Origin of the sequence: Phaeobacter gallaeciensis DSM 26640, assembly GCF_000511385.1 — a bacterium.
In the GTDB taxonomy this organism is placed as follows: Bacteria; Pseudomonadota; Alphaproteobacteria; order Rhodobacterales; family Rhodobacteraceae; genus Phaeobacter; species Phaeobacter gallaeciensis.
In genome coordinates this window covers 993,808-1,007,090 of sequence record NC_023137.1, presented here as the reverse complement: position 1 = coordinate 1,007,090, position 13,283 = coordinate 993,808, and the positions used below count along the sequence as shown (strand labels likewise).

Here is a 13,283-nt window from a genome sequence, read left to right as displayed (position 1 = left end):
GCACCTTCGGCGTAAGAAAAACCCCCCACAGCCGGGCTGCGGGGGGTTTCTGTTTCGCGGGTATGTTGGCGCTAACCACTTATGCGCGCTCAGAATATTCCATGGTCTCGGTGTTGACGATGATCAGCTCATCCTGCCCGACGAAGGGAGGCACCATGACCTTCACCCCATTATCAAGGATGGCCGGCTTGAAAGAGTTGGCTGCAGTCTGCCCTTTGACGACCGGCTCGGTCTCGACGATCTTGCAGGTGACTTTCTGCGGCACGGTGGCGTTCAGCGCCTCGTCATCGTGGAATTCAACAACGATGGTCATGCCATCCTGCAAGAACGGACGGCGGTCACCCAGAAGTTCTGCCGGCAGTTCAATCTGCTCGTAGGTTTCAGTGTCCATGAACACCAACATGCCGTCACTCTCATAGAGGAACTGCTGATCTTTCTGCTCCAGACGCACCTTCTCTACCTTGTCAGCAGAGCGAAAACGCTCGTTCAGTTTGGAGCCGTTGCGCAGGTTGCGCATCTCGACCTGAGCAAAGGCGCCGCCTTTGCCGGGCTTCACGTGATCGACTTTGACAGCGGCCCACAGACCGCCATTGTGCTCGAGAACATTGCCGGGGCGGATCTCGTTACCGTTGATTTTGGGCATGACAAAAATCCCTCTCGGGTGGTTGATGAACTGTTAACCGCCCCTATATCTGGCAGGGAGTCGGCTGGCAAGACAACGATATGTCGTGTGACAGACCGGAGAGCTATGCAAATTACGCATAAAAGATATGCGTATGGAGGCTATCCGAATCGTCACAATTCCGCCATAAGGAGCGCTACGCCGAAATTGCAATAGCAAGAACAAAAAGGAAGCACGATGCGAGATTTCGTTGACGGCACCGCATATAATAACGAGCAAGGCAACCGGGCACGCAAGCTGTTTGCGGCGGTTGTGCTGGCGGCACTTGATGACGCGATTGCCGATGACAAGAAATATGGTAACGGCCCTGAGCAGATTGCTCGGTGGGCACGGTCGCGCGATGGGCGCGAAGTGCTGAGCTGTGCAGGCATCGACCCCAACGAACGCGTGGTCGGCGGCCTGATGGAATTTGTCGGCCGTGGTGTCCGTACCTCTGTTGCGCTGTCGCGCGAAGAGAGCGAACGCCGCAATGCGGCACAGGCCGAAGCGGCCTGAACAGACCTGCCAGTCTGACAGACAGAATACCGACAATGAAAAGCGCGTCCTGGGGGGCGCGTTTTTTCTTTTTGTGGTGGCGGTTTCAACTTGGAATAGGCCGCTCTGCGGGCTTTTCAGCGCGTCAAAAATCCGCCATGGCTGAGAGAGCAGAGAGATCGAACCACCAATTACGCGCGAGAGGGAGAAAGCCATGACAGCACGGGCGATCATGATCCAAGGCACCGGCAGCAATGTCGGCAAGTCGATGATTGTCGCCGGGTTAGCGCGGGCCTTTGTGCGCCGGGGCCTGTCGGTGGCCCCATTCAAGCCGCAGAACATGTCCAACAATGCGGCTGTCACCCCTGAGGGGGGCGAGATTGGCCGTGCACAGGCCTTGCAGGCCCGCGCCGCCATGCGCCCCCCCCACACCGATATGAACCCGGTGCTTTTGAAACCGGAAACCGAGACCGGCGCGCAGGTGATTGTGCAGGGCAAACGGCGGGGCACGCAGGCGGCCGGATCCTTCATGCGCGACAAAACCGGTCTGCTGGAGGCGGCGCTGGAGAGTTTTCACCGGCTGGCAACCGATGTGGATCTGGTGCTGATCGAAGGCGCCGGCTCCCCGGCAGAAACCAACCTGCGCAAGAACGATATCGCCAATATGGGGTTTGCCTGCGCGGCAGAGGTGCCAGTGGTGCTGGTGGGTGACATTCACCGTGGCGGAGTGATCGCGCAGATTGTCGGCACCCATACGGTGCTGGAGCCGCAGGATCTGGCGCGGATCAAGGGTTTTGCGGTCAACCGGTTTCGCGGGGATCGCAGCCTGTTTGATGCCGGTCGCGATGATATCGCAGCGCGCACCGGCTGGCCGTCGATGGGGGTAATCCCGTGGTTCTGGGATGCCTGGAAACTTCCGGCTGAGGATATGATGGACATCGCCTCCCGCCCCGGCGGCACCTGCAAGATCGTGGTACCGCAGCTGGAGCGCATGGCCAATTTCGACGACCTCGACCCGCTGGCAGCGGAACCCAATGTTACGGTGGAAATCGTGCCTGCGGGCCGCGCCCTGCCCGGTGATGCGGATTTGGTGCTGATCCCTGGCAGCAAATCCACCATTGGCGATCTCACCTATCTGCGGGCACAGGGATGGGACATTGATATCCTGGCCCATTACCGGCGCGGTGGCCATGTCATGGGCCTCTGTGGTGGCTATCAGATGCTGGGACAGACCATCGACGACCCGGACGGCGTGGATGGGCGTCCAGGCAAGGTTACCGGGCTAGGCCTGTTGGATGTGCATACGGTCATGGCCGGTGAAAAACGGGTGACATTGACCGAGGCGGTGACCCGCAATGGCAACTTGCCTGTGAGCGGCTATGAGATCCACATGGGGCGCACTGATGGACCGGATTGCTCCCGCGCCTGGCTGGAAATTGATGGCCGTCCAGAGGGTGCCGCCTCCCCCGATGGGCGGGTGCGCGGTTCGTATTTGCACGGGCTGTTCAGTTCGGATGCGTTTCGGGCGTCCGTTCTCTCCGGCCTCGGCCATGAGAGTGTGGCGGGCTATGACGACGGGGTTGAGGCCACGCTGGACGCGCTGGCGGATCACCTTGAGGACTGTATGGATCTGGATGCGTTGTTGGCCCTGGCAGAGCCGGTGCGCGGCGCGTAACTCCTGCGTGTCACAGAGGGGCTGTGACAATCGCCCCAAGATCACCGGGCAAAGGTATCAGAGCAGGTTTTGGGCCGACAGGGCGCGGTGGATTTCACGGCGCACCAGCTTGCGGACGTTGCGAGTGATCCGCTCCCCCAGGGCCCCCTGTAGCTCCTCACGCACGATTTCCGAGACCAGCTCACGCAGGGCGTGCTCATCCAGAAAGTTCTCATCGGAACCAAGAGCGTCCAGCGCCTCAAGTGCGGTTTCGGTGACTGAAGTCTCCAGCAGATCACGATCAACGCTATCGGTGGTCGATGCGGCTGGCGCTGCTGGGATGTCGCTGCTTGTGTTCTCCTCAACCGCGGTATCGACGGCGGGCGCCTCAGCCTGCGTATGCAGCTCCGGCTGGAGGGCTGAGGGTTCGATCTGCGGTGCGGCGTCTATCTGAGCTGTCTCCGCCTGTGTATCGTCCCCCTCGGATCTGATAACCACATCCGCGACGGTCGTCGGGGTCTCATCGACGGGTTCCGTCTGCCCCTGTGCATCCGTGTCGCCGTCCTGCTCATCCCAGGCGAGTGTTTCCAGATCACTGCCGGCATAGGGCGTGTCGCGGGAGCCATCGGGTTCCCAGAGGACCGGACGGGAGGTATTGGCTGCCTCCATCTCTGCCAGTTTCTGCACCACCGCGCCGACCTTCGGGTTTAGTTGCGAGGCAGGTTTTGCCGGGGACGCGGCCGGATTGGGATCCTCGGCCTGCGCCCTATCATCATGATCCGTGCTGGCGGCGGCCTGGTAGAGCGTGGCAGTGGGATCAGTCCAAGGGGCCTCAGTGTTGAGCGTTACCTCAGCTGGCGATGTTGGCGCGTCGGGGACAGTAGCGGCTGCGTGGGGGGTCTCCGCCACTTCATCAGCGGCCTCATCAGCAGCTGTGGCGGCGGCAATACCATTGAAAAAGGCCAGATCCTCATTGCCGGGATCATTGTCATGCAGCGCAATACCCTGCGCGATAAGGTCCTGAGGCTCAGTCCAGAACTCGATAGCGTCTGCTGCCAAGAGCGCCTCAAACCTGTCTTTCCCGGAAGGATCTGCCTCTGGGCCGGGCGCGATATCGGCCGCCTCTTCAGACCGGTGAGCACTGTCAGCAGATGCAGCACCTACCACAGCGCTTGTACCAGCGACGGCGGGATTTTCAGGCGCGGGCGCAACGGGGGTCAGCTTACTTTCCGGCACCCGCAGCGCAGGTGTCAGAACCAGACGGGTGACCGGCTGGCTGCTGCCGTTAGTGACGCCGTTGGCGGATCCGGGCGCGGCAGTGCCCTGCCCCCCGGATGGCGCCGGAACGGGCTTGGTGATCTGCGCAGCCAATGCCGCCTCTGCCCCCTTGCCGAGCGAGGTGCCAGCGGTGCGGCTGTCCTCGCTCACCAGACGGCGGATCGATGACAGGACGTCTTCAATTTCAGCTTGGGTAACCGGTTCGGACATTTTTGCTTATCACTCTCGCCTCTTGCGATTGAGTGTAGCGACCTGTCCCGGTCCAGACAACCGTGTGAATCAGATGGTTTTTAGGGAGGCCCGCCCCAACGGACCTCCAATTGATACCTGATCGAGCCTCAGTTCTTGCCCAAGGCGCGCATCACCCGGTCCAGATCCTTGCTGCGCTGGCTGACATGGGCCGGGGCATCCTTCACCAGATTATAGTAAAGCGTCGGATCGTAGATTTCGACAGCCAGACCAAGGTGTTCCGCCGTCAGCAGCCCCTGCGCCTGCAACAGCGCATAGGCCGCGAGAGCCTGATTTGCGCGCGACTGAACACGCGCGGTCTGGGCGTTCAACAGCTCCTGCTCTGCCTCCAGTACATCCAGCGTGGTGCGGGCACCCAGGGTGGCCTCCTCGCGGATACCGTCAAAGGCAACGCGCGCGGCGCGGACCTGTTCGTTGGAGGAGACAAGGCTGGCACGCGCAGCTTCCAGCACCACAAACGCCTCGGAGACATCTTGAACGACACTCCGCTGAGTGGTGATCAACGCACCGCGTTCCGCCTGAAGACGGGCGATGCTGGCGCGCCGAGCGGAGGCCACCGCCCCGCCTGCATAGAGACGCTGGCTGAGCACAACGCTTGCGCTTGACGTGTCACTTGTGCCCGAACCGCTGGGATTTTCGCCGTGAGCCACGCTGGCGCGGAAGTTCACCGTCGGGCCGAGGCCACGGCTGGCGCTCTGAGCGCTCAAATCGGCGGCTTTGACCGAATGTTGCTGTGTCAGCAGGCTAGGATGATTGCGCATCGCAATGGCTTCCGCAGACTGCAAAGAGGCGACCCGCTGAGGCAGTGGCGGCTGGCCCGCAATTGTTCCCGGCTCACGGCCGACGGCCTGCACATAGGTTGCTTTTGCATTGAGCAGGTCGCCCTGGCTTTCGATCAGGCTGGCCTGCGCGCCCGCGACCCGGCTCTCTGCGAGGGCGACATCGGTCCGGGTGACCTCACCGACTTCGAACCGGTCATTGGCCGCCCGCAGTTCCTCGCGCAGGAGGCGCAGGTTGTTGCGGCGCAAAGACACCGTATCCTGCTGCAGCAGCACATTGACATAGGCCTGTACCGCCGCAAACAACACCTGCTGTTCAATATCAATCAATGCCTGCCGCGTGGCCAGAACGGTTTCCTGTGCCGCCATCTGGTTCAGGCGGGATACGCCGTTGTCGAACAGCAACCAGGAGAGATCCAGTCCTGTTGAAATCGACGAATCGTGATTGGAGACGGCGAAGTTGCCAAACCCAGTGCGAACGTAACGACGTTCGGCCTGCGCCACCCAGTCCACAACCGGACGCAAACGGGCAACGGCCACCGCAACATTTTCGTCCTGCGCGCGCAGCAGAGCGCGGTTCTGTTCCAGAAGGCCGCTGGTGTTATAAGCGCCGATCATCGCATCGGAGAGATTATCGGCGGCGGCCTGTTTCGGCGCGCCCAGCAGCAGTGCTGCGCTTCCGGCGAAGACGAAGGCCTTGAACAGGTTTGCCGTCAGTTTATTGCGCATCTTTAGCCTCATGTGGTCCGGCCTACCGACGCGGCAGTGCCGTTCTGCTCTCTGGCGCTGCGGATCGTCAGACGCCTGTATGTTGCGATCCGCCCCAATAGGGATCATCAGCGCGGATCGACTGTAAACTCCCTGCGGATCAGAGAGCGAATTCTTTTGCCGCCTCAAAACCGGGCAGTACCGGCGCACCAGCATTGAACGCCAGTCGCCAGGAGATCTGGCCAACGCTCTTATAGCCGACTTTGACCTCCCCCAATGCGCCAGACATGAAGATCGCGGCCACGCGACCACCATCCTTAAGCTGGTCGAGCAGCGCCTCCGGCACGGTTTCTACGCCACCCTCAATGATGATCACATCATAGGGGCCATGTTCCGCTGCACCGGCATCCAGCGCGCCCGTGTGAACAATGGCATTGTCGGCGCCAACTGCCGACAGCTGATCCTGCGCCTCAGAGGCCATGGACTCATCCGCCTCCACGCCGATCACCATCTGGGCGACGCGGGCGATCACTGCGGTGGAATAGCCCAGACCACAAGCCACATCGAGCACCAACTCATCCGGCTGCACATCCATCGCATCAAGAATTTTGGCCAGAGTGCGCGGCTCAAGCAGCACACGGCCGGGGCCGAGATCCAGATTGCCGTCGGCATAAGCTGCTTCACGCTGCGCATCGGCAACAAAGGCCTCGCGCGGCACTGCCAGCATGGCTTCGATGATCGGGAATTTGGTGACATCCGACGGGCGGATCTGCGTGTCGACCATCATGCGGCGACGTTCGGCAAAGTCAGTCATATGCTAAACTCATCTGTTCAGTCTGTTGATCCGGTTGTGCCACATCCGAGACAGGGCGGCAACGGGCGGGTGCGCATTTCTGCGGCCCTGTGGCGACTGGGTCGCCTATTTCTTTTTCACAAATTTGGTGAGCATAACGATGCGCTGCCCATCAACCCGACCTTCGATATGTTCGGGATTGTCGGCGACGAGGGAGATGTTGCGGACAGCCGTACCGCGCTTGGCAGTGAAGCCTGCGCCCTTGACCGGCAGATCCTTGATCAGCACCACGGAATCGCCCTGCGCCAGCGGCGCGCCATTGCTGTCGCGATGCGCGCTGGTTGCCGGTGCGGCCTCAACCCAGGCGCGGATCTCATCCTCCAGCCAGAGCTGGTCGGCCAGGTCGCGCGCCCAGTCATGATCCGCCAGCCGTGCCAGCAACCGGGCTGCCAGCACCTGAACCGCCGGGGTTTCGGACCACATCGCCGAGGACAGGCAGCGCATGTGATTGGGATCCAGATCACCAGTCACCTGTTCGGCGCAGATCTCGCAGATCGCAACCTCCGGGGAGTGGCCATCAGGGGCGCCGGTCACCTCATGAGACACAAGCGGGGTTTCGGCGGCACATAGGGCGCAGGACATCGGCAAAGCTCCATCGGGGCAGGTCAGAACAGGATGGCCCTGCTGTAGGGGAGCGCGCGGGCAATGAAAACAGTCAAAAAGAAAAGCGCCCGCGTGGAGGCGCGGGCGAGTTGGGATGCAGCACGGAGATTTGCTGCGGCTCCACAGGGGTTGGGCTTGCAGAGGATTGGGTCTGCCGGGGAGCGTCGGCGTCGGGGGTGGTGTTGCGGGCACCGGTTGGAGGCGCCAGTCCCGCAATAACGGCGCGCTGTCAGCCCGCGCAGGAGGCGCAGAATGCCGTGGTTGGATTCGCGTTCAGATGGCTGTCGCTGATGCGATCGCCACAGATCTGACAGTAGCCATATGACCCTTCATCCAGCCGGGCCAGAGCGCAGTCGATATCGCGGCGCAGTTCCAGCCACTTGCGGCTGAGCACGGCCTCGGACGGCTGTACCGCGGCCGGGGTGGCACGCCGGGGCGCCAGCGGCACCACAGTGGCCTCAGCGGTGAGCGGCGCACCGGTGGCCGGCAAGCCCTTGCGCAGATGTGTCAGTATGTCCTTGTGAGCGGCGTGGTTCATTCAGAGGTCCTCCCCGGATCGGTGACAGGTTGTGCTGACGAAAATCTATCGGCCCGACTCAACCTATGCGGTTTCAGTCCAAAGTGGTACTCGCTGGATATGGGGGATGGGGTTGCTGCGGGCGATGAGGTGCCGGGGCCATTGCGGTCGTGAAAATGCCGCCGATTTATCCCGCCGCAAACCACTGGAACGGCCCCGCCCGCCTTGCTATCTGTTGGGCAAGATCGACCACGGGAGACATGAGATGATCCGAACCGCCCTCACCACCCTTGCCCTCACCGGCGCGCTGTTTGGCCTGACCGCCTGCGAAACCACCAAAGGCGCCGGCCGCGATATTTCCAAAGCCGGCCAAGCCATCAGCGGCGCCGCACAGGACGTGCAGAACAGCCTCTGATTTCATTGAGGTTCAGGACGACAGAACCGTCTGGCCCGAGGGGCTGGGCGGTTTTTTTGTTGCGTCCGGGGTTGCGTGACACCGCAGAGGGGGCGTGTCAGGCCGTTTTGCCGGTGGCGAAGGGACGGTGGTATAGGGGAACCCCTGCTTACAGCGACACAGGGCTGCGTCCGGCCCGGCGGGGTGGGAAGCGAAGCGCCCGCGTCGTGCTGGAAGCACGCCTCCGGCATGACGGGGAGCGGAACGGGCGCTGCCCGGCCTGGCGACCAGGTGGACTGGTTAGGTGAAAAGCGAAAAAACCAAAAAACAAGCTTACTCTTTTGCCTTCAAAAGCTCATCAAGCGCACGTTTATAGGAACGAGATAGCAACAAGTGTATTCTTTTTACCACTATTAAAGTTGTCAGAACAAAGTGAAGAGTAAACCAAGTTAATACCGCCACTTCAACGTGCGGGCAAAGCGAAACAACGGAGAAACTGAGCGCGACAAACAGAGAAAAAACACCAAAACCAATAAGGTAGGAAATAGTGGAATGAATCTCTCCAAGAATTACAATCTCAGACTCCCTCTCCTTCAAAAAGATTTCCTTTTGGATATCATCATGCTCTTCAGGCAAAGGTCGTGAAAGCATTGCATGTATGGCAAACTGTGAAGAGACCAGAATAGCAGAAAAAACAGAAACTGCAGACACAAACTCTGAAACTGGAGTCTCGACGACTCCTGTCGCAACCCGATACACAAAAACAGAAATAATTGCTGGAAAGACAAACAGGATGAACAAATCAATTATGGAACTTGCACCAGTCCTGTCGTCTTTCAATGTAGCCAAGTGATCTTTAACAATTTGGAGGACACCAAACTTCATTCACAAGCCATATTCTTGCTTAAGCCCAACAATCAGCTTCTTAGCTTCTGAGGCTATGGAGTCCGGGTCAGGATGTCCTTGCGTTAACGTTACGTCACCTGAAATGTCAACGACTCCTGCTGCGTTTGATGCATTTATTAAACCGACTTTTCGCTTTTCATCACCGATCTGCACTTCCGCCGAGGCACTCTCAAATTCGATTCCCTCGTAGATAAGAGCTCCTTCATCTAATGAACCAACCAAGTCCTTCAATCTGCCAAGTGTTCCGCAACGGCGCGCATGCAGTATCAGTTCGATGTGAACGTAGTCAGTGTTGTCCAAAGGTATATTTTCAACCTTGTCCGCAGAAACTCTTCTCTTATAGAAGCGAAGCTTCTTTACGTCTGAATTAGCAAGAGCTGCTTGAGGATTGGGCATGATCTTCTTTACCGTCAAGCGATATCCGTCATGGTTAAATTCGAAGTATTCACGGAGCAAATTCAAGAACTGGGAAGCACATGACCTGCTCTCGTACGACTGTAGGACCGCAAGTGCAGCCGTGCCTGTTACAGGAACCCAAATCCGATAGTATAGCGGCAAAATCTCCATATGGTTTGAGGTTCTGACGAAAACCTCATCACCTTCTTCATCTGCAATGACACTATCGATTCCAAGTGATCCGTATTGGATCAGTCCATGGAAGCTATACCCATCTTTTGGCAGCTTCTTGACGTGAATCGACCTGTCATCTTGGATAGCTAAGTTCCCTTTGGAGAACGTTGTCTCGAATGCGGAAAGCGTATCGGCAAGAGAAGGGCCACCATCCTCGCCGCAGACCGAAACTGTCTCAAAGTCACTTTTTCTAGATATTTCAATAAGGTAAGGTCTTAGTCCGATTTTTGCCAACGCTTATCTACCCGTCCATTTTCAAAGCGCTAATAAACGCTTCCTGCGGGATATCCACTTTGCCGAACTGGCGCATCTTCTTCTTGCCCGCTTTCTGCTTGTCCAGCAGTTTCCGCTTCCGTGTGGCGTCGCCGCCGTAGCATTTGGCGGTCACGTCTTTGCGCAGGGCAGACAGGGTTTCGCGCGCGATAACCTTGCCTCCGATGGCCGCCTGGATCGGGATCTTGAACATGTGGCGCGGGATCAGGTCCTTGAGCTTTTCGCACATGGCGCGGCCGCGCATTTCGGCGCGGTCGCGGTGCACCATCATCGACAGCGCATCCACCGGCTCGTCGTTGACCAGCACCGACATCTTGACCAGATTGTCCTCGCGGTAGCCGGTCATCTGATAGTCGAAGGAGGCATAGCCCTTGGTCACCGATTTCAGCCGGTCGTAGAAGTCAAACACCACCTCGTTCAGCGGCAGGTCATAGACCACCATGGCACGGGAGCCGGCGTAGGTCAGGTCTTCCTGAATGCCCCGACGGTCCTGGCAGAGCTTCAGCACATCACCGAGGTAGTCATCGGGCACCAGAATGGTCGCCTTGATGCGGGGTTCCTCGATGTGGTCGACCTTTGACATATCGGGCATGTCGGCGGGGTTGTGCAGGTCGATCATCTCGCCCGCTTCGCCGTCCTTGCCCTTCATATAGACGTGGTAGACCACGGAGGGCGCGGTGGTGATGAGTTCGATGTTATATTCGCGCTCAATCCGGTCGCGGATCACCTCAAGGTGCAACAGACCGAGGAAGCCGCAGCGGAAGCCGAAGCCGAGGGCCGCGGAGGTTTCCATTTCAAAGGAGAACGACGCGTCATTCAGCGCCAGCTTGTCGATGGCGTCGCGCAGATCTTCGAATTCGGCGGAATCGACCGGGAACAAGCCGCAGAACACCACGGGCTGGGCTGGTTTAAAGCCCGGCAGCGCCACCTCGGTGCCGTTGCGGTCATTGGTGATGGTGTCGCCGACGCGGGTGTCGCGCACCTGCTTGATCGAGGCGGTGAGGAAGCCGATTTCGCCCGGCGCCAGCTCATCCACCACCTGCATTGCGGGGCGGAACACACCGATACGATCCACATGATGCAGGGTGTTGTTCGACATGAATTTCACCCGCATGCCCTTTTTCAGCACGCCGTCCATGATCCGCACCAGAACGATCACGCCAAGATAGGCGTCGTACCAGCTGTCCACCAGCATCGCCTTCAGCGGTGCGTCGCGGGTGCCGGTGGGGGCCGGGAGCTGCTGGACGATGGATTCAAGCGTGTCGCGGATGCCCTGCCCGGTTTTGGCGGAGACCTGAATCGCCTCGGAGGCGTCGATGCCGATCACATCCTCGATCTGTTCGGCCACCCGGTCACAGTCAGAGGCCGGCAGGTCGATCTTGTTCAGGACAGGCACGATTTCATGGTCAGCGTCCAGCGCGTGATAGACATTGGCCAGCGTCTGCGCCTCCACCCCTTGCGAGCTGTCGACCACCAAGAGCGAGCCTTCGACCGCGCGCATGGAGCGGGAGACCTCATAGGCGAAATCGACGTGACCGGGGGTGTCGATCAGGTTGAGCACATAGGTTTCCCCGTCGTCGGCGGTGTAGTCGATGCGGACGGTGTTGGCCTTGATGGTGATGCCACGCTCGCGCTCGATATCCATGGAGTCGAGCAGCTGCTCCTTCATATCGCGGTCCTCAACCGTTCCGGTCTCCTGAATGAGCCGGTCAGCGAGGGTGGATTTGCCATGGTCGATATGGGCGACGATGGAGAAATTGCGGATGTGAGCCAAGTCTGTCATGCAAGGGGATATGATTTGGTTTTAGGGTTTGGTCAAGCGGGCGCTTTGCCTTCGCCTAAGTTATTTTGATGCGCCGAATTGAGAACTGGATGCGGTGAAGTGATTTCCAATATGAACGACTTCCAAAGATGGCTTAGGGTGCAGGACCGTCCCTGTTGCACTGCGATAGCTGGGCGTTCGGTTCTCCGAAGCACTCTTGCGATGATGAAGCCAAATGACCAACGAACTGCCCTTCAGAATGGTTCGATACCCCTTCTCGCGTGCCTTCGAGCAACTCTTGCTACTGTAACCGCTCACGCCACCCCAGCATCCAAGGTTGTGGAACACTCCACCGCCGCTTTGGCCGCAGAAGCTACAGCAGAAGATATCCACCTTTCAATCCAATCATCACGTCTTTCACAAATGCAGTCTGGTCTCGCCCCGCACGAGGAACTTGACCTCGCTGATGCCATGGTCAATGTCGCTGCCAGTGCACTGTTGGCCGCCCGATTTGCAGCCAGCGCTGCGAGTTCAACCTACCCAAACGCTTCGACGCCTGCCTTGCGTGCCGTTTCGGATGCCGCTGACACGCTGGCGCTCTTCCTCGTACCGCAAGGGCAAAAAATTGAATGCAAAAGAAAAGCACAGTCGGCGTCATTTCACGACGCAAAGTTATCGCCTTCGACGTTGTTCCAAACTAAGTTATTATCGCCATTCGAGGGAGAGGCGTTGCTTATAGCAGTTTGGCAAGAATTTGATTTGTTTTCGTCTAACAGAGCTGAATGGTCCTTCTGGCGAGACTGGTATCAAGGTTTCCTCGATGGCCAACCGCTCGACTGGGAACTCCAGCGCCGCGTGGCCTTGATTGACGATGCAATCTGGGAGGCCGGCCCCGAAGCCGTCGCTACCGAGATAGAGCGCATCCGCAGCCGCTACGAGTTGGAACAGGAAATTGCAAACCTCAAGGAGCAACTGACAGCAGTTCAAAACACACCCGCAGCCTCTCTGATCGGCGACAATGGCGGTCCACCGCTGGAGGATGCAGCGGTGCGCGCCTTGCAGACCGACCTCGCGCTGATCTGGAAACAGGTTGAGGAGCTGGAGGAGGAAATCGCGAAACCATCCCCCTCCCCTTTGCAGCTGGAAAAGATCGCCAAGGCGCTCTGGGACATTTCACTGCGCATGGCGGCTTACTGCGGATCGATTGCGGACGGCATGATCCGCGAAGGATCCAAGGAACTGGCAAAGGCCACGGCCAAATGGACCGCTGGAGCAATCGCCGTGACTGTCACTGCGCAGACTGAAAGCGTGCAATCGGTAGCCAAAGCCATTTGGGCCTTTGTCAAAACGCTACCGCCCGGCTGAATTAACTCTCCCGCCCGTCCCCACGCTCAGCGCGCCCCTCAGCACATCCTCGCCAAAACATCGCAAATTCGGCGGGCCTCCTGCGGGAGGGCTAAAAATGCGCTATACTGCGGCCATTCCGCGAGACGCGCGCCCCCGCTGCCGGGGATCCCACAG

General features: G+C 59.1%; 13 protein-coding genes. 4 read left to right on the top strand and 9 right to left on the bottom strand.

All coding sequences use genetic code 11. From position 1 onward, the window contains the following. Positions 1-79: 79 nt before the first annotated feature. On the bottom strand, positions 80-643 hold the full coding sequence (efp, locus tag GAL_RS04855) for an elongation factor P (RefSeq protein ID WP_024096463.1): 564 nt from the start codon (positions 641-643) through the stop codon (positions 80-82). A 216-nt stretch (positions 644-859) separates the two neighbouring features. Here efp and GAL_RS04850 point away from each other — a divergent pair, with 216 nt between their 5' ends. Together GAL_RS04850 and GAL_RS04845 are read left to right on the top strand one after the other, a co-directional pair. After that, positions 860-1,177, top strand: a complete 318-nt coding sequence (locus GAL_RS04850) for a DUF6280 family protein (RefSeq protein WP_008207990.1) — start codon at positions 860-862, stop codon at positions 1,175-1,177. 193 nt (positions 1,178-1,370) lie between these two features. Next, entirely contained in the window at positions 1,371-2,831 is a 1,461-nt protein-coding gene (locus tag GAL_RS04845; RefSeq protein WP_024096462.1) for a cobyric acid synthase, read from the top strand. Between the two features lie 57 nt (positions 2,832-2,888). On the opposite strand, the gene GAL_RS04840 is transcribed toward GAL_RS04845, so the two are convergent. The 5 genes from GAL_RS04840 to GAL_RS04820 all read right to left on the bottom strand — a co-directional run bounded on the left by GAL_RS04840 (position 2,889) and on the right by GAL_RS04820 (position 7,818). Continuing rightward, positions 2,889-4,298, bottom strand: a complete 1,410-nt coding sequence (locus GAL_RS04840) for a hypothetical protein (protein ID WP_024096461.1) — start codon at positions 4,296-4,298, stop codon at positions 2,889-2,891. Positions 4,299-4,426: 128 nt separating this feature from the next. Then, positions 4,427-5,845 carry a TolC family outer membrane protein gene (locus tag GAL_RS04835; protein WP_024096460.1) on the bottom strand — a complete coding sequence of 473 codons (1,419 nt, stop codon included), beginning with the start codon at positions 5,843-5,845 and terminating at the stop codon, positions 4,427-4,429. A gap of 139 nt (positions 5,846-5,984) precedes the next feature. Beyond that, entirely contained in the window at positions 5,985-6,638 is a 654-nt protein-coding gene (locus GAL_RS04830; protein ID WP_024096459.1) for a protein-L-isoaspartate O-methyltransferase family protein, read from the bottom strand. A gap of 105 nt (positions 6,639-6,743) precedes the next feature. Beyond that, positions 6,744-7,259 carry a PhnA domain-containing protein gene (locus GAL_RS04825; protein WP_024096458.1) on the bottom strand — a complete coding sequence of 172 codons (516 nt, stop codon included), beginning with the start codon at positions 7,257-7,259 and terminating at the stop codon, positions 6,744-6,746. Between the two features lie 250 nt (positions 7,260-7,509). Further along, complete coding sequence (locus GAL_RS04820; RefSeq protein WP_024096457.1) at positions 7,510-7,818, bottom strand: TraR/DksA family transcriptional regulator; 309 nt, start codon at positions 7,816-7,818, stop codon at positions 7,510-7,512. A gap of 244 nt (positions 7,819-8,062) precedes the next feature. Between GAL_RS04820 and GAL_RS22135 the strand changes: the two genes are divergently transcribed. After that, complete coding sequence (locus tag GAL_RS22135; RefSeq protein ID WP_072506443.1) at positions 8,063-8,212, top strand: entericidin A/B family lipoprotein; 150 nt, start codon at positions 8,063-8,065, stop codon at positions 8,210-8,212. A gap of 312 nt (positions 8,213-8,524) precedes the next feature. On the opposite strand, the gene GAL_RS04810 is transcribed toward GAL_RS22135, so the two are convergent. From GAL_RS04810 to lepA, 3 genes are read right to left on the bottom strand one after another with little or no spacing between them, the layout of a single operon-like run. Continuing rightward, the gene (locus tag GAL_RS04810) at positions 8,525-9,076 is read right to left on the bottom strand and encodes a hypothetical protein (RefSeq protein ID WP_024096455.1); all 552 of its coding nucleotides are present in this window, start codon (positions 9,074-9,076) and stop codon (positions 8,525-8,527) included. Next, positions 9,077-9,961: a hypothetical protein gene (locus tag GAL_RS04805; RefSeq protein ID WP_040103905.1), complete on the bottom strand. Its 885-nt coding sequence runs from the start codon at positions 9,959-9,961 to the stop codon at positions 9,077-9,079. A 7-nt stretch (positions 9,962-9,968) separates the two neighbouring features. Next, a complete protein-coding gene (gene lepA, locus GAL_RS04800; RefSeq protein WP_024096454.1) occupies positions 9,969-11,783 on the bottom strand; it encodes a translation elongation factor 4 in 1,815 nt (604 codons plus the stop codon). Positions 11,784-12,101: 318 nt separating this feature from the next. Here lepA and GAL_RS22420 point away from each other — a divergent pair, with 318 nt between their 5' ends. After that, positions 12,102-13,127 (top strand): hypothetical protein, encoded by a 1,026-nt coding sequence (locus tag GAL_RS22420; RefSeq protein WP_145957942.1) that lies wholly within the window; start codon positions 12,102-12,104, stop codon positions 13,125-13,127. Positions 13,128-13,283: the final 156 nt, after the last annotated feature.

Excerpts from the sequence above, each read along its gene's own strand:
- efp (WP_024096463.1), bottom strand. The coding sequence starts at position 643 with ATGCCCAAAATCAACGGTAACGAGATCCGCCCCGGCAATGTTCTCGAG.
- GAL_RS04850 (WP_008207990.1), top strand. The coding sequence starts at position 860 with ATGCGAGATTTCGTTGACGGCACCGCATATAATAACGAGCAAGGCAAC.
- GAL_RS04845 (WP_024096462.1), top strand. The coding sequence starts at position 1,371 with ATGACAGCACGGGCGATCATGATCCAAGGCACCGGCAGCAATGTCGGC.
- GAL_RS04840 (WP_024096461.1), bottom strand. The coding sequence starts at position 4,298 with ATGTCCGAACCGGTTACCCAAGCTGAAATTGAAGACGTCCTGTCATCG.
- GAL_RS04835 (WP_024096460.1), bottom strand. The coding sequence starts at position 5,845 with ATGCGCAATAAACTGACGGCAAACCTGTTCAAGGCCTTCGTCTTCGCC.
- GAL_RS04830 (WP_024096459.1), bottom strand. The coding sequence starts at position 6,638 with ATGACTGACTTTGCCGAACGTCGCCGCATGATGGTCGACACGCAGATC.
- GAL_RS04825 (WP_024096458.1), bottom strand. The coding sequence starts at position 7,259 with ATGTCCTGCGCCCTATGTGCCGCCGAAACCCCGCTTGTGTCTCATGAG.
- GAL_RS04820 (WP_024096457.1), bottom strand. The coding sequence starts at position 7,818 with ATGAACCACGCCGCTCACAAGGACATACTGACACATCTGCGCAAGGGC.
- GAL_RS22135 (WP_072506443.1), top strand. The coding sequence starts at position 8,063 with ATGATCCGAACCGCCCTCACCACCCTTGCCCTCACCGGCGCGCTGTTT.
- GAL_RS04810 (WP_024096455.1), bottom strand. The coding sequence starts at position 9,076 with ATGAAGTTTGGTGTCCTCCAAATTGTTAAAGATCACTTGGCTACATTG.
- lepA (WP_024096454.1), bottom strand. The coding sequence starts at position 11,783 with ATGACAGACTTGGCTCACATCCGCAATTTCTCCATCGTCGCCCATATC.